The following is a 25,770-nucleotide window of genomic DNA, read 5'->3' as shown; positions in this document are numbered from 1 at the left end:
TTCTCGGGCGTGACCCGTTTGTTTCGCAGAAGTTAACCGGTCCTCGTTCCACCGTAGCCCCGACCACCCCTTGGGACACCCCGCCGACCGGCGGGCATATACGGGCGCAGTACCGTGGACGGGTGGACAACAGGCAAGCAATCGGATCGTGGCTTTCCGGGCCGCGCGCGGCCATGGAAGACGCCGGTGCCGACTTCGGATACCGGGGCGAGCAGCTCGGTCTCCCGGAGGACGGACCGGGCTCGATCGCCCGCCCGGGACGGCGGCTGGGAGCGCTGGCGGTGGACTGGGCCCTGTGCGTCCTGATCGCATACCGCCTGATCACGCACGGCTACAGCCCCGCCACCAGCAACTGGGCCCTGCTCGTCTTCCTCGTTCTGAGCGTCCTGACCGTCGGCACGGTCGGCTTCACGCCCGGCAAGCGCCTCTTCGGCATCCGCGTGGTCGCCGTGGACAGCGGCCGCGTCCAGCCGCTGCGCTCCCTGGTCCGCACCATCCTGCTGTGCCTGGCGATCCCGGCCCTGATCTGGGACCGCGACGGACGCGGTCTGCACGACCGGCTGGCGAGGACGGTCGAGGTCCGCATCTAGTTCGAGTACGACGATGTTCGAGTACGACGATGGGGGCGGCCCGGAGTGATCCGGGCCGCCCCCATCGTCGTAGGAAATTCTCTCGTACGGGGTGGCTCAGCGGCCCTTCGGTCCGCCGCGCGGCATCCGCATGCCCCTCGGCATCGGGCCCTTCGGCAGCGGCATGTTGCTCATCAGGTCGCCCATCGCGCGCAGCCGGTCGTTGGTGGCGGTGACCTGGGGGCCGCTCAGGACCCGCGGGAGCTTGAGCATCGTGGTGCGGAGCTTCTTCAGCTCGACCTGGCCCTCGCCCGTGCCGACGATGATGTCGTGCACCGGCACGTCCGAGACGACGCGGTTCATCTTCTTCTTCTCGGCGGCCAGCAGGCTCTTCACCCGGTTCGGATTGCCCTCGGCGACCAGCACGATGCCGGCCTTGCCGACCGCGCGGTGCACCACGTCCTGGCTGCGGTTCATCGCCACCGCGGGGGTGGTCGTCCAGCCCCGGCCGACGTTGTCGAGCACGGCCGCGGCGGCGCCCGGCTGGCCCTCCATCTGGCCGAAGGCGGCCCGCTCGGCCCGGCGCCCGAACACGATCGCCGTCCCGAGGAAGGCGAGCAGCAGGCCCAGGATGCCGAGATAGATGGGGTGCCCGATCAAGAAGCCGATCGCGAGGAAGACACCGAGGATGCCGATGCCGACGGCTGCGAGTACAAGACCGATCTTGCTGTCGGCCTTGCGGGTCATCTTGTAGGTAAGGGCGATCTGCTTCAGTCGCCCGGCATTCGCAGCATCCGCTGCGGTTTCCTTCCTCGCCATGCCCCGAAGTCTACGTGTCCCCAGGAGCGCCCACGACGGCAGTGTCCGGGAGGCGCGATCCAGGGGGGTGCTCAGGGGCGGGGGGTGACCGCCTGCTCGAGGACGCGCTGGGCCTCGACCCGGTCCTTGGCGCGGCGGCGGTCCTCCAGGACCGAGGTCCAGGCGTTGCGGCGGGCGGTGCGCTGGCCGCCGCTCATGAGCAGGGACTCGACGGCGCGGAGCGCGTCGGTGAACGACGGGATGGCGGTGGCGCGAACGGGCGCGGCCTGCATGTGGAGGACCCCCTCGATACGGCGGCGGGTACGGGGTGTACGTGGCGTGAGTCCAGCGTCACTGATTGGTGTTACCAGGGTGTGACCGACCGGTCAAACGGCAATGAAGCCTCGTTGGACCAGGTAGAAACGGCGACGCGGTCCTGACGGGTGTCCTCATCTGCGAGGACTGTCAGGACCGCGTCGTATCGGTCACTACTTGCCAGTAGTTTCTTGTGCGTGAATTCACACGCTTGTCCGGCGCCCGGACGGCGCAACGGGGGTGACCGCGGGTCAGACGGCCTGCGAGGCGATGTAGGCGCCTCGCTTCTCGATCGCCATCTGGTAGAGCCGCCCGGCGCGGTACGAGGAGCGGACCAGCGGACCGGACATCACGCCGGAGAAGCCGATCTGCTCGGCCTCCTCCTTCAGCTCCACGAACTCGTGCGGCTTGACCCAGCGCTCCACCGGGTGGTGGCGCACGCTCGGGCGCAGGTACTGCGTGATGGTGACCAGCTCGCAGCCCGCCTCGTGCAGCTGCTTCAGCGCGTCGCTGACCTCCTCACGGGTCTCGCCCATGCCGAGGATCAGGTTGGACTTGGTGACCAGGCCGTAGTCGCGGGCCTCGGTGATGACCTTCAGCGAGCGCTCGTAGCGGAAGCCGGGGCGGATCCGCTTGAAGATCCGGGGGACCGTCTCGACGTTGTGCGCGAAGACCTCGGGGCGGGAGGAGAAGACCTCGGCCAGCTGCTCGGGGACCGCGTTGAAGTCGGGCGCGAGGAGCTCCACCTTGGTGTGCCCGCCCTCACGGCCGGCCGTCTGCGCGTGGATCTGGCGCACGGTCTCGGCGTACAGCCAGGCGCCGCCGTCCTCCAGGTCGTCGCGGGCGACGCCGGTGATGGTGGCGTAGTTCAGGTCCATGGTGACCACGGACTCGCCCACGCGGCGCGGCTCGTCGCGGTCCAGGGCCTCGGGCTTGCCGGTGTCGATCTGGCAGAAGTCGCAGCGCCGCGTGCACTGGTCACCGCCGATGAGGAAGGTCGCCTCCCGGTCCTCCCAGCACTCGTAGATGTTCGGGCACCCGGCTTCCTGGCAGACCGTGTGCAGCCCCTCGCTCTTCACGAGGTTCTGCATCTTCGTGTACTCGGGACCCATTTTCGCCCGGGTCTTGATCCACTCGGGCTTGCGCTCGATGGGGGTCTGGCTGTTGCGGACCTCCAGGCGCAGCATCTTGCGTCCGTCGGGGGTGACTGCGGACACGACCGGCTCCCTGTAGCTTCGATTCTTCGGCGTACACCAGGGTACGCCCGTACCAATCCAGCCCCTCCGGCACCCGAGGAGCGGGCTCTGGGGGTGCGACCCCCCCGCGGCGCAGGAGCAACGCTCCCAGCGACCGCCGGAATTCCGAGAGACGCCTCCCTGCGGGCTGCAGAGGTGGAGTCCCCCCGGGTTGTTGGTGGGGGCGGCGCTCTCTGCGGGGTGAGGGGGCGCAGCCTCGTGGGGTTCAGGGGCGGAGCCTCGGCGGGGTGCAGGGGCGGTAGCCCCGCGAGGGGGCCGGGGGCGGAGCCCCTGGTGGGGTGGGTTGTTCGGGGGCGGCGCTCCCGGCGAGGTGAGGGGGCGCAGCCCCGTGGGGTTCAGGGGCGGAGCCCCTGGGGGCGGGAAGGGTGGGGGCGGCGGGGGCGAGGAACAGCGGGGCCCCGCCCGGCTCGCTACGCCGGCGTCCGCTCGACCTCCCGAGGCTTCAGCTCCGCATTCTCGAGCACGTCCCTGAGGTGCCGCTCAACCACCGGCAGCACCTCCTCGATCGTCACCTCGCGCCCCAGCTCACCGGCGAGGGAGGCCACCCCGGCATCCCGGATACCGCACGGGATGATCTTGTCGAACCAGCGGTTGTCAGGGTTCACGTTGAACGAGAAGCCGTGCATGGTGACGCCCTTGGCCACCCGGATGCCGATCTGCGCGAGCTTCCGGTCCTCCCGCCGCTGGCCGGCGTTGGACGGCGCGTACTCGGGCCCGTTCAGCCGAGGGTCGAACTGGTCGTCGGTCAGCCGCGGGTCGAAGTCCAGTGCCAGCCCACCGAGCGCCGGCCGCTTCTCGACCGGGTCGCCGAGCACCCACACCCCGCTGCGGCCCTCGACCCGGGTGGTCTGAAGGCCGAACTCCGCGCAGGTGCGGATCAGCGCCTCCTCCAGGCGCCGAACGTGCGCGACCACGTCCACCGGCCGCGGCAGCTTCTGGATCGGGTAGCCCACCAGCTGCCCCGGCCCGTGCCAGGTGATCTTGCCGCCGCGGTCCACGTCGATGACGGGGGTGCCGTCGAGGGGCCGCTCACTGGCCTCGGTGCGGCGCCCCGCCGTGTAGACCGGGGGGTGTTCGAGGAGCAGGACGGTGTCGGGAACCTCGTCCGCGAACCGCGCCGCGTGCACCCGGCGCTGCTCGTCCCAGGCCACCTGGTAGTCCACGGCCTCGGCACCGAATCCCATGCGGACGAACCGCAACTCACTCACGGCAAGCGCCTCCCTAGAAGCTCGTAAGGCACGTAACGCGCCCACGCCACTGTACGTCCGGCCAGTTCGGTCGCCGCGCGTCAGCCCGGGGATCAATCCTCACACGATCGGATGAATGCACGCTGAAGTATGTGATGACCTGTTCACTCTCCGCTACATTCGCGCCGTTCACGAGGCCATAAGGGCTGCTCACAGGCAATCCGGGCACAAGCGGCCAAGCTGCTTGGGTTCGAAAGGCAGGAGACCGCACCGCAGATGACGGACCGACCCGCGCAGCGCACCCCCAACCGACAGCTCGCCGCGCTCATCGCAGAAGCGGGGTTCTCCAACGCGGGTCTGGCCCGTCGCGTGGACCAGCTCGGTCTCGAACACGGGCTGGATCTCAGATACGACAAGACATCGGTGACCCGGTGGCTGCGCGGCCAGCAGCCCCGGGGGACCACTCCCGCGCTCATCGCCGAGGTCTTCACCAGGCGTCTCGGCCGCCGCCTGACCGCCCAGGACCTGGGCCTGGACGCCTGCGCGCCGGTCTACGCGGGCCTGGAGTTCGCGGCGAGCCCCGAGGAGGCCGTCGACATCGTCAGCGGGCTGTGGCGCAAGGACTCCGGCAGCCACGCCGAGCTGCGCAAGATCGCCTTCACCCCGGCCGGCCTCGTCGTGCCCAGCCGGGACTGGCTGATCGGCCGGCCCGACGACAAGGTGGCCCGCGGCGAGCCGCCCGCCCGGGTGCCCGCGCAGGGCCGCCCGGTGGTGCCCCGCCAGCGCGGGCTGGCCGAGCGCGGCGCGGGCCAGAAGGTCACCGCCGGCGACATCGCGGCGCTCCGCTCCGTCGGCGAGCTCTTCCGCACCCTCGACGACGCCTACGGCGGCGGCCACGCCCGCCAGGCCCTGGTCCGCTACCTCGAGCACGAGTGCGAGCCGATGCTGCGCGGCACCTACGGCGAGCAGACCGGCCGCCGCCTGTTCGCCGCCGCCGCCGACCTCACCCGCCTCGCGGGCTGGACCTCGTACGACATCGCCGCGCACGGACTCGCCCAGCGCTACTTCGTACAGGCGCTGCGGCTCGCCCAGGCGGCCGGGGACCGGACCTACGGCTCCTACGTCCTGGTCACCATGAGCCGCCAGGCCGTCTATCTCGGGCACGGCCGGGAAGCGGTCCAGCTGGCCCGCGTGGCGCAGCAGGGCGTAGGGGGCGGCGCCCCGCCGGTCGTACAGGCGCTGCTGCACGCCTCCGAAGCGCGGGCGCACGGCGTGCTGGGGGAGGTGCGCGCGTGCACCGGCGCACTGGTGCGGGCCGAGCGCGCCCTGGAGGCGGCCCGGCCCGGGGACGAGGTGCCGTACTGGGCGCGATTCTTCGACGAGGCACAGCTCGCCGACGAGTTCGGGCACTGCCACCGGGACCTCCAGCAGTTCCGCGCCGCCGCCCAGCACGCCGAGCGCTCCCTGCAACTGCGCGCCCCCTCCTACGCCCGCAGCAGACTGTTCTGCCGGGTCGTCCTCGCCACCGCCCGCCTCGGCCTCGGCGAACTCGACCAGGCCTGCGCGCTGGGCGCGGAGGCGGCCGGGCAGGCGGCGGAGATGCGCTCGGTCCGGGCGATCGAGTACGTCAAGGACTTCGAACGCCGGCTGGAGCCCTACAAGGACGCCGCACCGGTCCGGGGCTACCGCGACAGGATCGCGGCGCTCGGGTGAGCCCCCGACCCGACCCCGACCCGCCCCTGCCCCGGCCTTGACCCGCACCCGCCCCCTGCCGGACGCCCGGGATCAGGCCGCTTTCCGCAGGGTGGCCGGTGGGTCCGCCCGGTGCATCGAGCCCGCCGCCCCCAGGTCCGCCAGGACCGCGGCGGCGGCCCGGTGTGCCGAGTGCAGCGCGCCCTGGACGGTGCTGGTGTCGCGGTGGTCGCCGCACACGTACAGGCCCGCCATCAGCCGTACCGGCCGCCGCAGGTCGTGCGGCGGGCGCATCGCGGGGACGGCCTCGGCCGTGTGGTGCACGGCCAGGGTCTCCCAGCGGCGCGTCGAGGTGCCGTACAGCCGGGACAGGTGCATGCGTACGGCGGTGTCGACGCCCTCGGGAGGAGTGCCGAGGACGGTCGAGGAGACCAGCGCCCGGCCCGCGGGCGCGCGGCTCGGGTCGACGTCGCTGACGACCGCGGTGTGCGCGACGGGGCCGCCGCGGTCGGCCTCCAGCAGGAGCGCGGAGCCCGTCGTCGGCGGCTCGTCCGTCGTGTGGTGGACCACCGTGACGGGATGGAAGTCCGGCACGCGCAGACCGGGCAGCAGCTCGGCCGCGGCACGCGCGTCGGTCGCCAGCAGGACCGCGCGACAGCGGAACACGCCGTGCTCGGCCGTCGTCACGGCCGTGGTGGCGACCGAGGTGGCACGGACCCCGGTGTGCACGGTGCCGGGGGGAAGGGACCGCGCCAGCAGTTCCGGCAGCACCTCGGCGCCGCCCTCCGGCACGCACAGCCGGCCGCTCGCGAAGGAGCGCAGCGCGAGGTCGGCGCACCGGCTGGAGGTGGTCAGCTCCGGGTCGCACAGCAGGGCGGCGAGCAGCGGGCGCAGGAAGCCGTCGATGGTGCGGGCGGGCACCCCCCGGGCGGCGAGGGCCTGGGCGGCGGGGAGTTCGGGACGGGCCAGGACGCGTTCGACGGGCGTACCGGCGATCCGGGCGAGAGCCGCTTGGAGGCGGGCCTGGTCGACGGCGCCGCCGACCGGTGCGCCGGTCTTCCGCACGGGTGACACCGCCGTGCTCCGGGGAGCGCTCGCCAGGGCGCGTACGGCATGGAGTGCGCCCCTTGCGCTCCCTCCGACCGCTGGTGCGCCCGCGCGCTGCCGGCGGCCGTCGCGGTGCAGCAGGACGCCGGGCGCGAAGGGGCGCAGGACGAGGGCGTCGAGCCCTGGTGTCAGGCGTAGTTCCGGATACGACGTGGACAGGAACTGGCCGATCCGGTCGAGCCGGAAACCGTCGACCTTCTCCGTCGACATGCGGCCGCCCACGTAAGGGGCGGCCTCCAGTACCGCGGTCGTCACTCCTGCGCTGGTCAGCCGATGTGCCGCGGAGAGACCGGCGGTCCCGGCCCCCACGATGACGACGTCCACCTGGTACACGGGCTCAAGCACGAGGCCCCTCCTCGAGGTTGTGCGGCCGGTGGAGACGTCATGCCCCCAACAGGCTCCAGGGATACCCGAGTTCGGATCGAGGTTAGGGCCGTGATCGGTCAGATGCAGTCGCGCATGAACAGGGCACGGTCGCACGACGGTCGCATATGGTCACAGGAGTTCATCAGGCCGCCCGGATCGCGTCTTCGATCCCCGGAAACGCGAAGGTGAACCCCGATTCCAGCAGTCGCTTGGGCACCACCCGTTGGCTGCCCAGCACGTCCCCCGCCATCTCGCCCAGCGCGGCCCTGAGCACCGGCGCCGGCACCGCGAACGCCGTCGGCCGGTGCAGCACGCGCCCCATGGCCTCGGTGATCTCCCGGTTGGTCAGCGGCTGCGGGGCGGTCAGGTTGAACGGCCCCGACAGCCCGTCCCCGGCGATGAGATGACGCAGCGCGGCCACCTCGTCGTGCAGCGCGATGTACGACCAGTACTGCCGCCCGTCGCCCATCCGCCCGCCGAGCCCGGCCTTGAACAGCGGGAACAGCCGCCCCCACGCGCCGCCGCCGCGCGCCACCACCAGCCCGGTCCGCGCGAACACCGTCCGTACGCCCGCCTCCTGAGCGGGCACGGTGGCCTCCTCCCACTCCACGCACAGCGACGGCAGGAAACCGTCCCCGGGCGGGGTGTCCTCGTCGGCCACCCGGTCCCCGGTGTCGCCGTAGATCCCGATCGCGCTGCCGTTGACCAGGACGCGCGGCGGCTCGTCGAGCGAGGCGACGGCCTCCGCCAGCGCCGCCGTGCCCAGCACCCGGCTCTCCCGGATCCGGCGCTTGTAGTCCTCCGTCCAGCGGCGGTCGCCGACCCCCGCCCCGGCCAGGTTGACCACCGCGTCGCAGCCGATGAGCCCGGCCGCGTCCACGTACTGCCCCTCCGGGTCCCAGCAGACCTCGTCCGCGCCGCGGGCCGAGCGGCGGACCAGGCGCACCACCTCGTGTCCGTCGGCGGTCAGGGACCGCACCAGAGCGCTGCCGATGAGACCGGAGGCGCCGGTCACCGCGATGCGTGATCGTTCCATGCCGCCATCCTGCCCCTTGAGCGCGTGAAAACCCCGTGAGGCACCGGAAACCCCGCCGTAGGGTGACCGGCATGCCCGATCCCTCCATACGCACCGCCCGGCCCGAGGACGACGAGGCGCTGACCCGCATCGACGTGGCCACCTGGTCGCACCTGCACGCGGTGCAGCCCGAGCCGAAGCCGCCGTACCGGCCGTTCTTCTCCGAGCGGCACGCCGTCGAGGACACCCTGGTCGCCGAGTCGGACGGCCGCGCCGTGGGGTACGTCCGCATCGGCTTCCCCACCCCGCTCGACTGCAACGCGCACGTACGGCAGATCCAGGGCCTCGCCGTCGCCGACGAGGCCCGCGGCCGGGGCGTCGGCCGCGCGCTGATCCGTGCCGCCGTCGCGGAGGCCCGCCGGCGCGGCGCCCGCCGCATCACCCTGCGCGTCCTCGGGCACAACACCCCCGCCCGGGGGCTCTACGAGTCCGAGGGCTTCGTCGTCGAGGGCGTGCTGCCGGAGGAGTTCCTGCTGGGCGGGGAGTACGTGGACGACGTGTTCATGGGCCGTCCCCTCTGACTCCCGCCGGGGTCAGGAGGTGACCAGTTCCCCGGTGTCCACCGGCGTCGTCGCGTCCTTCGCGCGCGTGGCGTCCGAGGACACCTCGTTCGCCGTCAGCACGTATCCCGTCTCGTCGTTCGCGGTGGAGCGGGCGAAGACCACGCCGTACACCCGGCCCCCGGTGGTCAGCAGCGGGCCGCCGGAGTTGCCGGGCCGGACCGTCGACCGTATGGAATAGATCTCGCGGGTGACGGTGGCGTCGCTGTAGATGTTCTGGCCGGTCGCCCGCACCCGGTTCGCCACCGTGGCCGCCTGTAGGTCGAGGTCGCCGTCCTGCGGATAGCCCGCGACGACCGCCGAGTCACCGCGCGAGGCGTTGTCGTCGAAGCGCAGCACGGGGGCGCTCAGCCCCGGCACGTACAGCACCGCCACGTCCCGGTCCGGGTCGAAGAGCACCACGCGCGCCTCGTACGACTGCCCGACGCCCCCGATGCGTACGGTCGGATCGTCGATGCCCGCCACCACGTGGGCGTTGGTCATCACGTGCTCCGGCGAGTACACGAACCCGCTGCCCTCGCGGCCCTGGGTGCCGGAGACGCCCTCGATCTTCACCGTGCTCGTCCTGGCGGCCTTCGAGGCCCGGGGCGTGACGCTGTCGCCGGAGGGCTTGGCGACCCGGGCCGTCGACTCGTTCTCGAAGGGGTTGAAGACCTGCGGGAAGCCCGCCTCGGTGAGAGCGGACGTCGCCCGCGAGAACCAGGTCGGCGTGGTGTCCGGCATTGCGTTCTGCACCGCGCCCAGCAGCGCCGAGTCACGGATCGCCGTCGTCACCGTCACGGACGAGGACGCGCCCAGCACACTCGCGGCCACCCACGCCACGATCAGCACGGCGACCGAGTTCGCCGCCGCCCCGCCGACCCCGTCGGCCACCCGCAGCGGCCCCTCGTCCAGCTCGCGCCGCAGCCGCAGCGCCAGCCGCCCCGCCAGCTCGTGCCCCACGACGCCCGGGACCAGCACCGTCAGCACCGCGGTGACGGTCGCCGCGGGCGTCCCGCGTGTGACGAGGTCCATCACCCACGGCAGCACCCACACACCCACGACCGCCCCGCCCACGAACCCGGCCAGCGAGACGCAACCGGCAACCAGCCCACGCCGGTATCCGGAAGCCGCGTAGGCCAGGATCACCAGCACAAGCACCAGGTCGAGCAAGTCCACGGAGCCGCCTTTCTCTCGGACCCCCTAGTACGGGTGGGACGGGCCCAGTGATCAGTTACACGCACCCGCCACCCTTGGACACCGCTGGATCCGGCCACGTGTGCGTGTACCCCCAGAAACGTCCTGGACCAGGACGATGGTTCCGCCAGGTGGCACATCGCACATCGCGGGCGCAGCGGGCCCAGCCGACAGTGGGTCCATGGACGCCCGCGCCGCCGCCCGCACCGTGCTGGGCTGCCTGCCCGGCCTGGCCGCCGTCCTCGCGCCCGCGCTGTGCGCCCAGGGAGTCGAGGACACGGTCGCCGGGACCCGGTACGCCCAGACCGCGACGGCCCGCTCCGGGGCGGCCCGGCCGGATCCGGTGACCCGCCACCGCGCCCCCCGGCCGCGCATCCTGCCGCGCACCGCATGGCTGGACGTCGCCATCGCCCGGCGCACCCAGCCGCCACCGCGCTACGACGACCAGGTCGTCGCCGTCTTCGTCCACCACACCGACTCGCCCAACAGCTACGCCTGCGCCGACACGCCCCGCATCATCCGCGATCTCTACGCCGGCCAGACCGGCGCCCGCAGCTGGGACGACATCGGCTACAACTTCCTCGTCGACCGCTGCGGCACCATCTACGAGGGCCGGGCGGGCGGCGCCGACCGCGCCGTCACCGGCGCCCACGCCCTGGGCTTCAACCACCGCACCGCCGGCATCGCCGCCCTCGGCACCTTCACCGCCGGGGTCCCCGTCTCGCGGGCCATGACGGACGCGATCGCCGCACTGACCGCCTGGAAGCTCGGCCTGGCCGACGTCGACCCGCGGTCACGGGTTGCCCTGGTCTCCAGCAGCAGCGACAGCCGCTTCAAGAACGGCACCACCGTCACCCTCCCCGCCGTCGCCGGCCACAACGACGGCTACATGACGGCCTGCCCGGGTGCGGCCCTCACCGCGAAGCTCCCGGCCATCCGGGAGACGGCGGCACGACTTCAGGGCCGGCGAAAGTAGAACTTCCCCTTCCGTATTTACCAACGGAAGATGAACTATTTCCGTCGTCCAGGTGTACAACCTTTCGCCACCGGCCCCTGTCGAACCGGCCAAACACGCGAGAAGACAGAATTCCGGGGGGAATCCTTGTCCATGCCGATCCGTTGGCTTTGCGCTGCCCTGCGGGTGCGCGGGAAGACCGAGCTATTCCTGGTGCTGCTGTTCGGCGCCGGTTTCGCGGCGCTGCCCGTCTTCGCGCTGCTGCCGTCCCTGTGGGGATTCGCCGCGGCGTCGGCGGTGACGTACCTCGCGGACGAGGTGCTGCACGCCCGCGCCCCCGGCTTCGTGCGCCGGCTGGCGACGCTCCAGCTCAGCCGCACCATGCGGTTCGCCATCAGGACGGTGATGCTGCTCGCCCTGGCCGACCGGACGGACGCGCCGGACGCGGTGCTGATCGCCGGACTGGCCGTCTTCAGCGTGCACTTCGCGCTCGTGATGCTGTACTCGGCGCTGCACCGCGCCATCAGCATCCGGCGCGGCCTGCCGGTCGTCGTGCGCAACCTCGACATGAGCGGGGCGGGCATCCCCCAGAGCCCGCCCGCCCTCCTCTACCGGCGCGTCCTGCGCAAGCTCCTCCACCTCGACCTGCCGGCCCACGCGGGGCTGCTGGCCGCGCTGGCGACGGGGGAGGGGTACCCGGCGGGCATCGGCTACGCGCTGACGACCGGCCTGTCCGTGGCGGCGGTACTGGCCCTGCTCCGGCACTTCCGCGCGGCCCGCCGCACCCCCGGCCGGGACGAGGTGATCGCCGAGGTCAACCGGCAACTGGCCGGCTACCGCCCCGAGGTGGCCCTGTACTTCAGCTTCGCCGCCGTCTCCCGGGACTTCATGTACCAGGTCAACATGTGGATCGAGACGCTGGAGCAGCTCGACCGCCGCCCGGTGATCGTCCTTCGCGAGAAGGCCTCGTTCCGTCACCTCAGCCGCACCTGGATCCCGGTCGTCTGCGTGCCCAAGGCCGACGATCTGGCCGAGCTGGACCTGTCCGGCGTCCGCGTCGTGCTCTACCCCGGCAACGCCGGCAAGAACGTGCACATGCTGCGCGTCGCCGAGGCCAAGCACGTCTTCATCGGTCACGGCGACAGCGACAAGCTCGCCAGCAGCAACCGGGTCAGCAAGGTCTACGACGAGATCTGGGTGGCCGGCCGGGCGGGCCGCGACCGCTACCAGCGCGTACGCCACGCCATCAGCGACGAGGCCATCGTCGAGGTGGGCCGCCCCCAGCTGTCCCCGATCCGCCTGCACGCCGACCACACCCCCGGCCCGCTGCCCGTCGTCCTGTACGCCCCCACCTGGGAGGGCTGGAGCGACGACGACTGCCACACGTCCCTGATCCCGATGGGCGTGCCCCTGATCGAGAAGCTCCTCGCCGAGAACGTCCGCGTCATCTACAAGCCCCACCCGCTCACCGGCAAGCGCTCGGCGGAGGCAGCCGCCGCCGACCAGGCCATCCGCGCCCTGCTGCGGGCCGACAACGAGCAGCGGGACGCCGAGCGGACGGAGGCCGCGGTGGCCGCCGCCGCGCCCCGGCTCCAGGAGATCCAGGCCCGCCTCGACGAACTGGCCGGCCGGGGCGAGGGCGACCACACCCAGCAGACCCGCGACGCCCGCGTCCCCGACCGGAGCGGCGCCGCCGAGTGGCAGGCCCTGCGCGCCGAGTGGCACCGCGTCTTCTGGGAGTCCCGCGGCCCCGTACGCCACAACGTCATACTCAAGCAACTCCCCACCCTCTACGAGTGCTTCGACCAGGCGGACATCCTCATCAGCGACGTCTCCTCCGTGGTCGCCGATTTCGTCGCGAGCCTCAAGCCGTACGTCCTGACCAACGCCCACGACCTCGCCGACGAGGAATTCCGCGCCGCGTACACCACGGCGGGCGGCGCCTATCTCCTCGACCGCGAATGCACCCGCCTGCCGGAAATCCTCGACTCGGTACGCGCCCCCCACCACGACCCCATGGCCGCCGATCGCCGCACCCTGAAGGAATACGTTCTGGGCCCGGACCACCCGACTTCCATGGAGCGTTTCAATACGGCCGTCAACGCTTTGGCCGAAAGGGCGGTACGCGACCTCACCGATGCCCACCCGGACCCGCACGCGGACCCCGACCGGGTGTTCCCGCAGCAACGAACCGCTTCCGCCGGGCTGCTGGACCTGGGCAGGGCGGGCAGCGCCTGAGTCCACAGTCGGCCGCTGCGCTTGCGTAAGCGGAACCTCGTTCCGTATCGTTCCGGAACGAGGTTCCGTTTGTTCGCGACGCCAGGAGGCACGACACGTCATGCAGTACCGCACCTTGGGCCGGACCGGCGTACAGGTCAGCACCCTCGCGCTCGGCGCGATGAACTTCGGCAGGATCGGACGCACCACCCAGGAGGAGGCCACCGCCATCGTCGACGCCGCCCTGGAGGCGGGGATCAACCTCATCGACACCGCCGACATGTACGGCGACGGTGAGTCGGAAGTGATGGTCGGCAAGGCCATCGCCGGCCGCCGCGACGACATCGTGCTGGCCACGAAGGCGGGCATGCCGATGGGCGAGGAGCGCAACCACCAGGGCAGTTCGCGCCGCTGGCTGATCGCCGAACTGGACAACAGCCTGCGCCGCCTCGGGGTGGACCACGTCGACCTCTACCAGATCCACCGCTGGGACCCGAGGACCAGCGACGAGGAGACACTGTCGGCCCTGACCGACCTGCAACGCGCGGGCAAGATCCGCTACTTCGGCTCCTCGACCTTCCCCGCCTACCGCATCGTGCAGGCGCAGTGGGCCGCCCGCGAGCACCACCTGAGCCGCTACACCACCGAACAGCCCAGCTATTCGATCCTCCAGCGCGGCATCGAGACCCACGTCCTGCCGGTGACCGAGCAGTACGGCCTCGGCGTCCTGGTGTGGAGCCCCCTGGCCTCGGGCTGGCTGTCGGGCGCGATCCGCGAGGGCCGCGACATCACCACCAGCCGCTCGGCCTTCATGCCGCAGCGCTTCGACACCACCGTCCCCGCCAACCGCGCCAGGCTGGACGCCGTCGAGCAGCTGGCCGAGCTCGCCGACGAGGCCGGCCTGACCATGATCCAGCTGGCCCTGGGCTTCGTAACCACCCACCCCGCCGTCACCAGCGCCCTCATCGGCCCCCGCACCCTGGACCACCTGCACACGCAACTGGCCGCCGCCGACACGACGCTCTCCACTGACGTCCTGGACGCGATCGACACGATCGTCACCCCCGGCACCGACCTGGCCCCCGACGAGAAGTTCGACACCCCACCCGCCCTACTGGACCCGACCCTGCGCCGCCGCTGAAACGCCCGCATGTTGGCGATGTATCGTGTTCATGTACATCGCCAATACGAAAGGGTTGATCAGCGTGTCCGTGACTCAGATCGACCTCGACGAGGAGGCGCTGGCCGAGGCCATGCGGCTCATGGGTACCACGACCAAGAAGGAAACCGTCAACGCCGCCCTGCGTGACTACGTGGCACGGATCAAGCGGCTGGAGGCTGCCGAGCGGCTGGCCGAGCGAGGAGCCCGGGGCGAGTTCGAGCAGGCCTCGGCCGCGTACGACGCGATGAAGCGTGCGCGGCGGGCGGCCTTCGAGTGATCACCTACCTGCTCGACACCTCGGCGCTGTGGTACTTGTTCCGGACCCCGGGAGCACTGGGGTCCTGGGAAAGTCACATCGCCGCCGGGACGTTCCACATCTGCGAGCCGACGCGCGTTGAGTTCCTGTACTCGGCCGCCGGTCCGTCTCACCGGGACGAGCTGGCGGAGGATCTGGACGCGCTGTGCCACCTCTCCCCGGTCCCGAAGAACGCCTGGCGCTGGGTGGACACCGCCCAGTACAAGCTGACGCAGCAAGGTCAGCACCGCGCGGCCGGAGCGATCGACCTGCTCGTCTGTGCCACCGCGATTCACCACGGGCACACCGTCCTCCACGTGGACAACGACTTCGCCACCGTGGCCGGGGTGCTCAAAGAGCTCCAACAGAGGGACGCCCGTACCAGGTGAACGCCACAGCGGCTGACTTGCAGCCGCGCTGATCTGCTGACGCCGCCCTCGTCCGCGCCGCGCTCACAGGTTCCTCGTAGGCGGCTCACTGATCCCGCTGAGCGGGGCGCCATAGCGTCAGGGGTACGCACTGACCGAAGGTGGGGATCAAGTGAGCACCGATATGAAGAAGAGTGCCTGGACCGTCGTCTGCGCCGTCGCCACGGTCGTCCTCGGCCCGGCCGCCGTCACGGCGTCCGCGCTCGACCAGGCCAACAAGGCGCCGCTGTACCACGCGGTGAAGGCCGACCGGACGCAGGCGTACCTTCCGTCGGACAGCAGCCGCCGGCGCACCACGGCGGCGTGAAGTCCCTTGCCCCGTACGGCAATCGGGCTTGTTTGCAACTTGGCGCACGGCTCCGGAGAGCCTAACCTTTCGGGACAAAAGTAGGACAGAAGTGAGTGACCGGCGGTCGGGTTCGTGCCGCGCACTGGCCACTCCCGCTGTCGTCCTGCGAGGGCTTCCGCGCCTGCGCTACGGTGCGCGGGCCGACAGCCGCAGGGAATACGGGGGGTTTCCAGGCGAGGCGCAGCCTCGGTCCGCACGGTCGTCGACCTTGTGGTGCGAGGGAGTCAGGGTGGGCGATGGTGACCTGCTCGGGCTCGACTGGCGCAAAAGCAGTGCTTGCGATCCGGTCGAGTGCGTGGAAGTCGCCCTGACGGACGGGGGAGTTCGGGTGCGTGAGTCGCATCGTCCGAAGGGACACGTCGTCGCCTTCGAAGCCCCGGCCTGGCGGGAGTTTCTGCGCGCGTTATGCGGTACAACCCTGGGAGGGCCGGTGTGATGGGCGACTTCCGGCCATGGGCTCAGGGTGAAATCCGGGACGGGGGGTTCCTGTGGTTCGATTGGGCCGAGCAGTGAGACGAGTTCCGGACCATTACCGGAGTCCAAAACAGCTGCCTGGGGGCGAGATGGGGGATTCCACGGGGGATTCCACGGGGACGTCGCTTCCCACTGGGAACGTGGACAGGGCCGGCCCGCGTCCGTTGCTGCCACTGGTCGTCGTGGTCGTCGTCTGCTTCGTACTCTCCGGGGGTACGGCCACGCTGGCGGGTGTTCTGCTCTCCCTCGCGGTGACACCGACGCTGCGCCCCTGGGTGTGGGCGGCGGTCGGTGCGACGGTGGCGGGTCTCGCGGGCCTGCTGCTCGACCGGGGGACTACGGCCGCTGCCCGCCGGTTTCCGCAGTTGGCGGCTCGGGCTCTTGGGGACGGGTTCCGGTCGTCGGAGTAGCCGGGGTAGTTGGAGCAGTCGGAGTGGTGGGGGCCGTCTGACGGTTTCTGATCCACCTGCGTATTCGCCGGTAGACCAGGACGAGCGTGCCCAAGCCGCCGGTGCCGAAGACGCTCAGCATGAGCGTGCGCAGCGAGGGGGTGTTCCCTGGGGCGATCGCGTGGACTATGGCGTACAGGACGATGGCCGCCAGCCATATGCCCAGGATCAGCCCTCCGGATATGAGGGCGAGGCCCTTGACGACCTTGAGGAACCTCTTCAGGGCCGAGTCCGAGTTCAGGATCGTGTGCGAGACGTAGGCCACCCAGTCGAAGAACGTCATGGGCCGGTCCATCAGGACGTCCCGGGGCGAGGCCACCTCGGCCGGGGGCGGGGAGATGATCACGGTCGGCTGGATCGGCTCCAGCGCGTCACCGGGCTCGGGCGAGACCGTGGCCGGGTCCGCGGTCCCGCCCGGATCCGCCGAAGTGTTCGTGCCTGCCGCCGCGGTCACGTCCGTCCGCTCAGCCGTCGGCGAGGCGGGTCCGGGCACAGGAGTGCCCGGGCGGGCACCGTCCAGTGCCCGCCTCTGCCGTATCCGCCTGAAGACACCCGCCACGGGCCTCTCCGATCTCTTCCCGACTGTCGCCAGAACGGGGGAAAGCTCCTGCTATGACGGGTACTGCTCCAGCACCTCGTCGATGAAGGCGATCGCATCGTCGCCGGACTCGGCGTCGGTGCGGGACTTCTCGAACTTCTCCAGGTAGTCGACGACGGCCTCCTGGTCGTCGCGTGTCGTCAGTGCGCCGTTCGGGCCCTCCACGAAGAGGACGTCATCGCCGTCGTTGAAAGTGAGCGCGATCGCGCCGTTGCGCAGCACGGCGTGGGCGCCCAGGGTGAAGGGCACGACACTCAGGTCCACATGGGGGAGACGAGCGGCGGACTTCAGCTGTTCCAGTTGTGCGCGCATGGTCTCCGGTCCGCCGATCCAGCGCCGCAGTGCCGCCTCGTCGACCAGGAACCTCAGCCGTGGTTCGGCGGACTCGCGGAGCAACCGCCGCTGCCGCTCGGCGCGCAGCCGCACGATCGCGTCGGCCCTGGCCTCCGGCTGACGGCCGTCCAGCAGGGCGCGAGTGTACTGCTCGGTCTGGAGCAGACCGGGGACGAACGTCGGGTCGTAGGCGGACAGCACGCTCGCCGCGCTCTCGAAACCGAGGTACACGGCGAACTGCGGGCCCACGACATCCCGGTATCCGCCCCACCACGGGGGCCGCCGGCTCGCGCGGGTCGCGTCCTCCAGCCGGCGCCGCGTCTCCTCGTCCCGCACACCGTAGAGATCGAGGAGGGCGCGCAGGTCCGTCACCGACACCCCGACCGAGCCGCCCTCGATACGGATCACCTTGGACGGCGACCAGGACAGCCGTTCGGCCACGTCGGGCTGGCTGAGCTGTGCGTCATTGCGAAAAGTGCGCAGAGCGAGTCGCACCCTGCGCCGTTCCAGTGCGGGATCTTTCGATGTCATCTCCTCGCCGGTCCCGATTCTTTTCGAGGGTGACTGAGGACTGCCACGTGGCAGTCTGCCACGAGCAACCTGCCAGGTGGCAACCTGCTCCGGCGCGACTCGCCACCTGGCGGTCCGGGGGAATTGGCCCCAGCGTACCCCCAGCGCACCCAAAACGGGGAACACGCCCCTTGTCAACGGTTTCTGACGGTGTGTCCGGCCGCTGGGCCGGCGCACGGGAAACGGGGGGCGAGAGGCGGATCAGGTCACTCCTTGAAGCGGGCCCAGAGACGGGGGTAACGCTCCGCGAGGGCCGACTCGTTCTCGAAGTCGACCGGGGTGCCCTCCGGCTCCGCCGGGGCCGGGGCGATGCCGAGGTCGGGGGCGACCGTGCCGGTGAGCTGTTCGTACGCCTCGTCCGCGGCGTAGCCCAGTTCCTCGCCGTCGCCGTCGATCTCCTCGTCGAAGTCGTCCAGGAGCTCGGCCAGGGAGTCCGGGGCGTGCACCGCGCCCTCGTAGATCTCGCGGCCCTGGCCGATCAGCCAGCAGCGGAAGAAGTCGAACGCGTCGTCGCTCGCCCCGTCCAGGAGCACCCAGGCGGCGCCCCACAGGTCCCAGGTGTACGCGCGGTTGTAGCGGGCCTCGAAGTGACGGGCGAAGTCCAGGATCATGTCCGGGTCAAGCTGGAGAAGCCGGTCCACGAGCACGTCGGCCTGCTCCTCGGGATCGCCCTCGGCGGCCTCGCGGGTGGCGTCCACCAGCTCCCAGAACTCCATCTCGTCCATCACGGGTCCAGCATCGGCCCTCAGGCACAGGGGCGCACGTGGAGTGCGGCGGATCGTCGGATCGTTATGGGGAGAAACGTCATGGGGAGGAGTACAGCGACGCCAGTCGTATCGCGTCCCGCGCGAAGCGTGCCCGCAGTGACTGAGGTGCCAGTACCTCCACCTCCGGGCCGAGGGCCGTGAGCTGCGTGTGCGCGACCTCCTCGGACTCCACCCGCAGGGTCAGGGTCACCCAGCCGTCGGCGTCCACCTCGCCCACCTCGCCCGCCGCCTCCGTCGCGTCCCTCGCGGACACCGGGTCGACCGCGTACGGCAGCTTCCGCACCCCCTCCGCCGACAGCCGGACGATCACCTCCGCCCGCAGGATCGAACGGGCGAAGCCCTCCGCCCGCTCCGCCCAGTGGCCCGGCAGGTCGAAGTCCTCGTCCCGGTGGAAGCGGGCCGACGAGACCGTGACGGCCGTGAAGCGGTCCATGCGGTACGTGCGGTACGTCCGGCAGGCGCCGCCCGCCTCCGGGACCCGCGCGCACAGGTACCAGACCCCCGCCTTCAGCACCAGCCCGTACGGCTCCAGCTCCCGCTCCACCTCCGTACTGTCCCGGCGGTAGCGGGCCGTCACGCGACGGTCGTCCCACACCGCCTGGGCGACCGCGGGAAGCAGCGCGGGCGTCTCCGGCTCGCGGAACCAGGCCGGCGCGTCCAGGTGGAAGCGCTGGGCCGCCGTGCGCGGGGCGTCACGGAAGGAGGGGAGCAGGGCGGCGGACACCTTCAGGTGGGCCGCCGAGGCGACGTCCTCCAGGCCCATCTCGCGCAGCGCCCCCGGCACGCCGGACAGGAACAGCGCCTCCGCCTCGGTGCGGGCCAGACCGGTCAGCCGGGTCCGGTAGCCGCCGATCAGCCGGTAGCCCCCGGCCCGGCCCCGGTCCGCGTACACCGGCACCCCCGCCTCCGACAGCGCCTGCGCGTCCCGGGTGACCGTGCGCTCCGACACCTCCAGCTCGCGCGCGAGCTCCGCGGCGGTCATGGAGGGGCGGGACTGGAGCAGGAGCACCATCTTGATCAGGCGGGCGGCGCGCATACGTTCATGATGCCGGGCACCACTGACAGCGGCACCGACGACGGCACCGACGACGAAGGGGCACGGCGCGACGCCGTGCCCCTTCCCTCAGTCCTGAGCCACTACAGGCCGTACTTCTCCCGCGCTTCCTTCACCGCGGTCGCCTTGATCTCGCCGCGCTTGGCCAGCTGGGCCAGGGCCGCGACGACGATCGACTCCGCGTCGACGCCGAAGTGACGGCGGGCCGCCTCACGGGTGTCCGAGAGGCCGAAGCCGTCGGCGCCCAGCGAGGACCAGTCCTGCTCGACCCACTGCGCGATCTGGTCGGGGACCTGGCGCATGTAGTCGGAGACCGCGAGCACCGGGCCCTCGGCGCCGTGCAGCGCCTGGCGGACGTACGGCACCCGCTCCTCGCCGCGCAGCAGGGCCGCGTCGGCCTCCAGGGCGTCGCGGCGCAGCTCCGTCCAGGAGGTGGCCGACCAGACGTCGGCGGCCACGCCCCACTCGTCGGCGAGCAGCCGCTGCGCCTTCAGCGCCCAGTGGATCGCCGTGCCGGAACCCAGCAGCTGGATGCGCGGGGCGTTGGCGGGCGGGGTGATGCCCGCGGACTCCGCGGTGTTGAAGCGGTACAGACCCTTGACGATGCCCTCGTCGATGCCGAGGCCCGACGGCTTGGCGGGCTGCGGCAGCGGCTCGTTGTAGACGGTCAGGTAGTAGAAGACGTTCTGGTCCTCGCCCGGGGCCGCCTCGCCGTACATCCGGCGCAGACCGTCCTTGACGATCGCCGCGACCTCGTACGCGAACGCCGGGTCGTACGTCAGCGCCGCCGGGTTCGTCGCGGCGATCACCGGGGAGTGGCCGTCGGCGTGCTGGAGGCCCTCGCCCGTCAGCGTCGTACGGCCGGCCGTGGCGCCGACGAGGAAGCCGCGGCCGAGCTGGTCGCCGAGCTGCCACATCTGGTCGGCGGTGCGCTGCCAGCCGAACATCGAGTAGAAGATGTAGAACGGGATCATCGCCTCGCCGTGCGTCGCGTACGCGGTCGACGCGGCGATGAAGTCGGCCATCGAACCGGCCTCGGTGATCCCCTCGTTGAGGATCTGGCCGTTCTTGGCCTCCTTGTAGTACATCAGCTGGTCGCGGTCGACCGGCTCGTACGTCTGGCCCTTCGGCGAGTAGATGCCGAGGGAGGGGAAGAGCGACTCCATGCCGAAGGTCCGGGCCTCGTCCGGGACGATCGGCACCCAGCGCCTGCCCGTCTCCTTGTCGCGGACCAGGTCCTTGACGAGGCGGACGAAGGCCATCGTCGTCGCCACGTTCTGGGAACCGGAGCCCTTGTCGAAGGAGGCGAAGGCCTTCTCGGCGGGGGCGGGCAGCGGGGCGACGGGGTGGACGCGGCGGGCCGGGGCCGGGCCGCCGAGGGCCGCGCGGCGCTCCTGGAGGTAGCGGACCTCGGGGGAGTCGGCGCCCGGGTGGCCGTAGGGGACCACGCCGTCGGTGAAGTCGCTGTCCTTGATCGGCAGTTCGAGCAGGTCGCGCATCGCCTTGAACTCGTCCACCGACAGCTTCTTCATCTGGTGGTTGGCGTTCTTCGACGCGAAGCCCTGGCCGAGGGTGTGGCCCTTGACCGTCTGGGCCAGGATCACGGTCGGCGCGCCCTTGTGCTCGACGGCGGCCTTGTACGCGGCGTAGACCTTGCGGGCCTCGTGACCACCGCGCGAGAGGTGGAAACACTCGAGGATCTTGTCGTCGCTCAGCAGCTTCGCCATCTCCACGAGCGCCGGGTCGGCGCCGAAGAAGTCCTGGCGGATGTAGGCGGCGTCGCGGGTCTGGTACGTCTGGACCTGCGCGTCCGGTACCTGGCGCAGGCGGCGTACGAGCGCACCCGTGGTGTCGAGGGCGAACAGCTCGTCCCAGGCGGAGCCCCACAGGGTCTTGACGACGTTCCAGCCGGCGCCGCGGAACTGGGCCTCCAGCTCCTGCACGATCTTGAAGTTCGCGCGGACCGGGCCGTCGAGGCGCTGGAGGTTGCAGTTGATGACGAAGGTCAGGTTGTCCAGACCCTCGCGGGAGGCGAGCGCGAGCGCCGCGGTCGACTCCGGCTCGTCCATCTCGCCGTCGCCGAGGAAGGCCCAGACGTGCGAGGAGGAGACGTCCTTGATGCCGCGCGCCGTGAGATAGCGGTTGAAGCGGGCCTGGTAGATCGCGGAGAGCGGGCCGAGGCCCATCGACACCGTCGGGAACTCCCACAGCCAGGGCAGACGGCGCGGGTGCGGGTAGGAGGGCAGGCCGTTGCCGCCGGCCTCCTGGCGGAAGTTGTCGAGGTGGTGCTCGCTGAGCCGGCCGTCGAGGAAGGCACGGGCGTAGATGCCGGGGGAGGCGTGGCCCTGGATGTAGAGCTGGTCGCCCGAGCCGTCGGCCTCCTTGCCCCTGAAGAAGTGGTTGAAGCCGGTCTCGTACAGCCAGGCCGCGGAGGCGAAGGTGGCGATGTGGCCGCCGACGCCGTGCTTGCTGCCGCGGGTCACCATGGCGGCCGCGTTCCAGCGGTTCCACGCGGTGATGCGGGCCTCCATCTCCGGGTCGCCGGGCAGGCCCGGCTCGGCGGAGGTGGGGATGGTGTTGACGTAGTCGGTCTCGAGAAGCTTCGGCAGCGCGATGCCGCCCGCCTCGGCGCGCTCCAGCGTGCGCCGCATCAGGTACGCGGCGCGGTGCGGCCCGGCCTCCCTGGCGACGGCGTCCAGGGAGGCCTGCCATTCGGCGGTCTCCTCCGGGTCGCGGTCCGGGAGCTGGTCGAGCGCGCTCGGCTGGATGGCGTTGGGGTCGGTCATGTCGCCGCCTTCCTCAGTCGAAGGGGGTTCCCTGTGAGAGTTGTTGGGGGTGCCCTTGGTCTTTGGCAGGACAGGGCGGAGGGACCCCGGTAGAGGTCCGTCGGTGACTTTAACCCCCTGATCGATGATCGATCAAAGGGTTGAGGGGCAAAACCTCTTGATTACGAGAAAGTCGGCACGGGGTGCCTCCGGCGGGGGCACCGAGTGTCGTGCCCGGGGTGGCGTTTTCGCAGGTCGGGCGGCGTTTGAGCGGGGGTGCGCTCTGCTGTTCGGCGGCGGTTCGGCCCGGGGCGCTATATGGGCCGAGGTGTGGATCTTCGCCGGTGCCGGGGTGGTGGGGGTAGGGGATGGGGCGGAGCGCGGTGTTCGGGCGCGGAGTGTTTCGTGGTGCCGGAGGTGGTCGGGCGCCGGGGCGCAGGCCAGGATGTGGGTCTTGTTCCGGTTCCGCGCGGCGCGGGGTGTGGCGCGGTGCGGTGGGTGGCCGGCGGAGGGCCGCGGACAGCGCCCCGGGGCGGGAGCTGGTCAGGCGCGCGGGGCGCAGCCCAGGACGTGGGCCTTCACCAGTTCCGCGATGCGTGGGTCGCGGCGCTTGAAGGCCTGCACCAGTTCCTCGTGCTCCTCCGCGTACGACTGCTGGACCGTGCCCAGCCAGCGGATGGAGAGGGCGGTGAACACCTCGATGCCCAGGCCCTCCCAGGTGTGCAGCAGCACCGAGTTGCCCGCCGCGCGGACGAGTTCCCGGTGGAAGCCCACGGTGTGGCGGACCTGGCCCGTGCCGTCGGCGTTGCGGTCGGCCTCGTAGAGCGCGATGACATGCGGCTCCAGGGCCGAGCAGTCCTCCGCGAGCCGGCCGGCCGCCAGCTCCGCCGCGATGGCCTCCAGGCCGGCCCGCACCGGGTAGCTCTCCTCCAGGTCGGCCGCCGTCAGGTTCCGCACCCGTACGCCCTTGTTCGGTGCGGACTCGATCAGGCGCAGGGACTCCAGCTCGCGCAGGGCCTCCCGGACCGGGGTCTGGCTCACCTCCAGCTCGGTGGCGATCCGCCGCTCCACGATGCGCTCGCCCGGCTGCCAGCGCCCGCTGACGATTCCCTCCACGATGTGCTCGCGGATCTGCTCGCGCAGCGAGTGGACGACGGGCGCGGTCATGGGGGCTCCTTAGGGAGGGGCCGTCCTGCGGCCCCCGGGGGCTTTGACGTTTAGACAATACGGCGGGTTCGGTCCTCGGGAGGGGCGCACGGGGGCGCTTTTGCGCAGGTGAGACGAGCCTTACACGGTGAGCACCCCGACAAACACGAACACCCCGCCCGGAAAGATCCGGACGGGGTGCGGTGCTGCCTGCTCAGGGCGTCAGAGGCCGAGCTCGACCTCGAACTCGCCCGCCTCCAGGATCGCCTTGACCGCCGTCAGGTAACGGGCCGCGTCGGCGCCGTCCACCAGACGGTGGTCGTAGGAGAGGGTCAGGTAGGTCATGTCGCGGACGCCGATGACCGTGCCCTCCTCGGTCTCGATGACGGCCGGACGCTTGACCGTGGCACCGATGCCGAGGATCGCGACCTGGCCCGGCGGCACGATGATCGTGTCGAACAGCGCGCCACGCGAACCGGTGTTGGAGATGGTGAAGGTCGCGCCGGACAGCTCGTCCGGGGTGATCTTGTTGGCCCGGACCTTGCCCGCGAGCTCGGCCGTGGCCTTGGCGATACCGGCGATGTTGAGGTCGCCCGCGTGCTTGATGACCGGGGTCATCAGGCCCTTCTCGGAGTCCACCGCGATTCCGACGTTCTCGGAGTCGAAGTAGGTGATCGTGCCCTCGGCCTCGTTGATCTTGGCGTTGATGACCGGGTGGGCCTTCAGCGCCTGGGCCGCCGCCTTCACGAAGAACGGCATCGGGGAGAGCTTGACGCCCTCGCGCGCGGCGAACGAGTCCTTGGCCTGGGCGCGCAGCCGCATCAGGCGCGTGACGTCGACCTCGACGACCGACGACAGCTGGGCCTGCTCGTGCAGCGCCTTGACCATGTTGTCGCCGATGACCTTGCGGATGCGGGGCATCTTGACGGTCTGGCCGCGCAGGGGGGAGACCTCCAGCGCCGGGGCCTTCTTCGTGGCGGCCGGAGCGGCAGCGGCGGCGGGCGCCGGGGCAGCGGCGGCGGCCTTCGCGGCCTCGGCGGCGGCGATGACGTCCTGCTTGCGGATGCGGCCGCCGACGCCGGTGCCCTTGACGGTGGCCAGGTCGACGCCGTTCTCGGCGGCGAGCTTGCGCACCAGCGGGGTGACGTACGCGCCCTCGTCGGTCGCCTGGGTGGCGGTCGGGGAGGTCGGCGCGGTGGCCGGCGTGACCGGGGCCGGAGCCGGGGCGGGCGCCGGAGCGGACGGCACCGGCTCGGGGGCCGGGGTGGTCACCTGCTGCGGGGCCGGAGCCGTGGGCGCCTGCGGGGCCGGGGCGGGCGCGGGAGCCGGAGCGGCGGGGGCGGGCGCGGGCGCGGGCGCCGGGGCCTCGGCGGCGGGCGCCGGGGCCGGGGCGGCCGGAGCCGGAGCGGCGGCCGGGGCGGCACCCGGGGCGCCGATGACGGCGAGCTTGGCGCCGACCTCGGCGGTCTCGTCCTCGCCGACCACGATCTCCAGCAGCACACCGGAGGTGGGCGCCGGGATCTCGGTGTCGACCTTGTCCGTGGAGACCTCGAGCAGCGGCTCGTCGGCCTCGACGGACTCGCCGACCTCCTTCAGCCAGCGGGTGACGGTGCCCTCGGTGACGGACTCACCGAGCGCGGGCAGGACCACGTCCGTGCCCTGGGCGCCGGAGGCACCGGCGGTGGCCTCCGCGGTCGGGGCCGGGGCCGGGGCGGCCTGCTCCGTGGAGGGGGCGGCCGGGGTCTGTGCGGCCGGGGCGGCCGTGGGGGTCGGCGCCGGCGCGGCGGCCGGGGCGGCCTCGGCGGCGGGGGCCGGGGCGGCCGCGGGGGCTCCGGTGCCGTCGTCGATGACGGCCAGCTCGGCGCCCACCTCGACGGTCTCGTCCTCGGCGACCTTGATGGAGGCCAGCACACCGGCGGCGGGCGAGGGGATCTCGGTGTCGACCTTGTCGGTCGAGACCTCGAGCAGCGGCTCGTCGGCCTCGACGCGTTCACCCTCGGCCTTCAGCCAGCGGGTGACAGTGCCCTCGGTGACGCTCTCGCCGAGCGCCGGAAGGGTTACGGAAACCGCCATGGTTTCGGTTGCTCCTTACGAGTTGCGGAAGTCT

The 25,770-nt window shown here is 71.6% G+C and carries 24 protein-coding genes; 10 read left to right on the top strand and 14 right to left on the bottom strand.

Annotated elements, in window-relative coordinates; genetic code table 11:
• Nucleotides 1-122 precede the first annotated feature (122 nt).
• Nucleotides 123-590: an RDD family protein gene (locus ACFY01_RS09720; RefSeq protein WP_390735132.1), complete on the top strand. Its 468-nt coding sequence runs from the start codon at nucleotides 123-125 to the stop codon at nucleotides 588-590.
• Between the two features lie 96 nt (nucleotides 591-686).
• Here the strand turns inward: ACFY01_RS09720 and ACFY01_RS09715 are convergent, their stop codons facing one another.
• The 4 genes from ACFY01_RS09715 to lipB all read right to left on the bottom strand — a co-directional run bounded on the left by ACFY01_RS09715 (nucleotide 687) and on the right by lipB (nucleotide 4,191).
• Nucleotides 687-1,388 (bottom strand): DUF4191 domain-containing protein, encoded by a 702-nt coding sequence (locus ACFY01_RS09715; RefSeq protein ID WP_390735131.1) that lies wholly within the window; start codon nucleotides 1,386-1,388, stop codon nucleotides 687-689.
• Nucleotides 1,389-1,459: 71 nt separating this feature from the next.
• Nucleotides 1,460-1,660, bottom strand: a complete 201-nt coding sequence (locus ACFY01_RS09710) for a hypothetical protein (RefSeq protein ID WP_390735130.1) — start codon at nucleotides 1,658-1,660, stop codon at nucleotides 1,460-1,462.
• A gap of 273 nt (nucleotides 1,661-1,933) precedes the next feature.
• Nucleotides 1,934-2,899: a lipoyl synthase gene (gene lipA / locus ACFY01_RS09705; RefSeq protein ID WP_390735129.1), complete on the bottom strand. Its 966-nt coding sequence runs from the start codon at nucleotides 2,897-2,899 to the stop codon at nucleotides 1,934-1,936.
• 449 nt (nucleotides 2,900-3,348) lie between these two features.
• Complete coding sequence (lipB, locus tag ACFY01_RS09700; protein ID WP_390735128.1) at nucleotides 3,349-4,191, bottom strand: lipoyl(octanoyl) transferase LipB; 843 nt, start codon at nucleotides 4,189-4,191, stop codon at nucleotides 3,349-3,351.
• A 210-nt stretch (nucleotides 4,192-4,401) separates the two neighbouring features.
• On the opposite strand from lipB, the gene ACFY01_RS09695 reads away from it, so the two are divergent.
• Entirely contained in the window at nucleotides 4,402-5,838 is a 1,437-nt protein-coding gene (locus ACFY01_RS09695) for a regulator (protein ID WP_390735127.1), read from the top strand.
• A 72-nt stretch (nucleotides 5,839-5,910) separates the two neighbouring features.
• Here the strand turns inward: ACFY01_RS09695 and ACFY01_RS09690 are convergent, their stop codons facing one another.
• Both ACFY01_RS09690 and ACFY01_RS09685 read right to left on the bottom strand, forming a co-directional pair.
• Nucleotides 5,911-7,269, bottom strand: a complete 1,359-nt coding sequence (locus ACFY01_RS09690) for an NAD(P)/FAD-dependent oxidoreductase (protein ID WP_390735126.1) — start codon at nucleotides 7,267-7,269, stop codon at nucleotides 5,911-5,913.
• Nucleotides 7,270-7,432: 163 nt separating this feature from the next.
• Entirely contained in the window at nucleotides 7,433-8,326 is an 894-nt protein-coding gene (locus ACFY01_RS09685; protein ID WP_390735125.1) for a TIGR01777 family oxidoreductase, read from the bottom strand.
• A gap of 71 nt (nucleotides 8,327-8,397) precedes the next feature.
• Between ACFY01_RS09685 and ACFY01_RS09680 the strand changes: the two genes are divergently transcribed.
• Complete coding sequence (locus ACFY01_RS09680) at nucleotides 8,398-8,886, top strand: GNAT family N-acetyltransferase (RefSeq protein ID WP_390735124.1); 489 nt, start codon at nucleotides 8,398-8,400, stop codon at nucleotides 8,884-8,886.
• A gap of 12 nt (nucleotides 8,887-8,898) precedes the next feature.
• Here ACFY01_RS09680 and ACFY01_RS09675 read toward each other — a convergent pair whose 3' ends face one another.
• Nucleotides 8,899-10,083 (bottom strand): MarP family serine protease, encoded by a 1,185-nt coding sequence (locus tag ACFY01_RS09675; RefSeq protein ID WP_390735123.1) that lies wholly within the window; start codon nucleotides 10,081-10,083, stop codon nucleotides 8,899-8,901.
• Nucleotides 10,084-10,282: 199 nt separating this feature from the next.
• Between ACFY01_RS09675 and ACFY01_RS09670 the strand changes: the two genes are divergently transcribed.
• The 7 genes from ACFY01_RS09670 (at nucleotide 10,283) to ACFY01_RS09640 (ending at nucleotide 15,943) form a co-directional block, all read left to right on the top strand.
• Entirely contained in the window at nucleotides 10,283-11,077 is a 795-nt protein-coding gene (locus tag ACFY01_RS09670; RefSeq protein ID WP_390735122.1) for a peptidoglycan recognition protein, read from the top strand.
• A 132-nt stretch (nucleotides 11,078-11,209) separates the two neighbouring features.
• Entirely contained in the window at nucleotides 11,210-13,294 is a 2,085-nt protein-coding gene (locus tag ACFY01_RS09665; RefSeq protein ID WP_390735121.1) for a hypothetical protein, read from the top strand.
• Between the two features lie 100 nt (nucleotides 13,295-13,394).
• On the top strand, nucleotides 13,395-14,414 hold the full coding sequence (locus tag ACFY01_RS09660; protein ID WP_390735120.1) for an aldo/keto reductase: 1,020 nt from the start codon (nucleotides 13,395-13,397) through the stop codon (nucleotides 14,412-14,414).
• A 64-nt stretch (nucleotides 14,415-14,478) separates the two neighbouring features.
• The gene (locus ACFY01_RS09655; RefSeq protein ID WP_390735119.1) at nucleotides 14,479-14,712 is read left to right on the top strand and encodes a type II toxin-antitoxin system VapB family antitoxin; all 234 of its coding nucleotides are present in this window, start codon (nucleotides 14,479-14,481) and stop codon (nucleotides 14,710-14,712) included.
• On the top strand, nucleotides 14,709-15,119 hold the full coding sequence (locus ACFY01_RS09650) for a PIN domain nuclease (protein WP_390735118.1): 411 nt from the start codon (nucleotides 14,709-14,711) through the stop codon (nucleotides 15,117-15,119). The genes ACFY01_RS09655 and ACFY01_RS09650 overlap by 4 nt, the downstream gene beginning before the upstream one ends.
• A 163-nt stretch (nucleotides 15,120-15,282) precedes the next feature.
• The gene (locus ACFY01_RS09645; protein WP_390735283.1) at nucleotides 15,283-15,465 is read left to right on the top strand and encodes a hypothetical protein; all 183 of its coding nucleotides are present in this window, start codon (nucleotides 15,283-15,285) and stop codon (nucleotides 15,463-15,465) included.
• A gap of 91 nt (nucleotides 15,466-15,556) precedes the next feature.
• Nucleotides 15,557-15,943: a DUF397 domain-containing protein gene (locus ACFY01_RS09640; protein WP_390735117.1), complete on the top strand. Its 387-nt coding sequence runs from the start codon at nucleotides 15,557-15,559 to the stop codon at nucleotides 15,941-15,943.
• A 374-nt stretch (nucleotides 15,944-16,317) separates the two neighbouring features.
• Here the strand turns inward: ACFY01_RS09640 and ACFY01_RS09635 are convergent, their stop codons facing one another.
• The 7 genes from ACFY01_RS09635 to sucB all read right to left on the bottom strand — a co-directional run bounded on the left by ACFY01_RS09635 (nucleotide 16,318) and on the right by sucB (nucleotide 25,736).
• The gene (locus ACFY01_RS09635) at nucleotides 16,318-16,884 is read right to left on the bottom strand and encodes a hypothetical protein (RefSeq protein WP_390735116.1); all 567 of its coding nucleotides are present in this window, start codon (nucleotides 16,882-16,884) and stop codon (nucleotides 16,318-16,320) included.
• 156 nt (nucleotides 16,885-17,040) lie between these two features.
• Nucleotides 17,041-17,892 (bottom strand): helix-turn-helix domain-containing protein, encoded by an 852-nt coding sequence (locus tag ACFY01_RS09630; RefSeq protein ID WP_390735115.1) that lies wholly within the window; start codon nucleotides 17,890-17,892, stop codon nucleotides 17,041-17,043.
• Between the two features lie 245 nt (nucleotides 17,893-18,137).
• Nucleotides 18,138-18,656, bottom strand: coding sequence for a DUF4240 domain-containing protein (locus ACFY01_RS09625; RefSeq protein WP_390735282.1), 519 nt, complete (start codon nucleotides 18,654-18,656; stop codon nucleotides 18,138-18,140).
• Between the two features lie 79 nt (nucleotides 18,657-18,735).
• On the bottom strand, nucleotides 18,736-19,734 hold the full coding sequence (locus tag ACFY01_RS09620) for a helix-turn-helix transcriptional regulator (RefSeq protein ID WP_390735114.1): 999 nt from the start codon (nucleotides 19,732-19,734) through the stop codon (nucleotides 18,736-18,738).
• 101 nt (nucleotides 19,735-19,835) lie between these two features.
• Complete coding sequence (aceE, locus tag ACFY01_RS09615; RefSeq protein ID WP_390735113.1) at nucleotides 19,836-22,538, bottom strand: pyruvate dehydrogenase (acetyl-transferring), homodimeric type; 2,703 nt, start codon at nucleotides 22,536-22,538, stop codon at nucleotides 19,836-19,838.
• 522 nt (nucleotides 22,539-23,060) lie between these two features.
• Nucleotides 23,061-23,684, bottom strand: coding sequence for a GntR family transcriptional regulator (locus tag ACFY01_RS09610; RefSeq protein ID WP_132850891.1), 624 nt, complete (start codon nucleotides 23,682-23,684; stop codon nucleotides 23,061-23,063).
• Between the two features lie 201 nt (nucleotides 23,685-23,885).
• Nucleotides 23,886-25,736 (bottom strand): 2-oxoglutarate dehydrogenase, E2 component, dihydrolipoamide succinyltransferase, encoded by a 1,851-nt coding sequence (gene sucB, locus ACFY01_RS09605; RefSeq protein WP_390735112.1) that lies wholly within the window; start codon nucleotides 25,734-25,736, stop codon nucleotides 23,886-23,888.
• Nucleotides 25,737-25,770: the final 34 nt, after the last annotated feature.

It is taken from the genome of Streptomyces sp. NPDC001480 (genome assembly GCF_042894725.1).
Lineage (GTDB): Bacteria > Actinomycetota > Actinomycetes > Streptomycetales > Streptomycetaceae > Streptomyces.
This window is presented reverse-complemented; position numbering and strand designations above follow the sequence as displayed.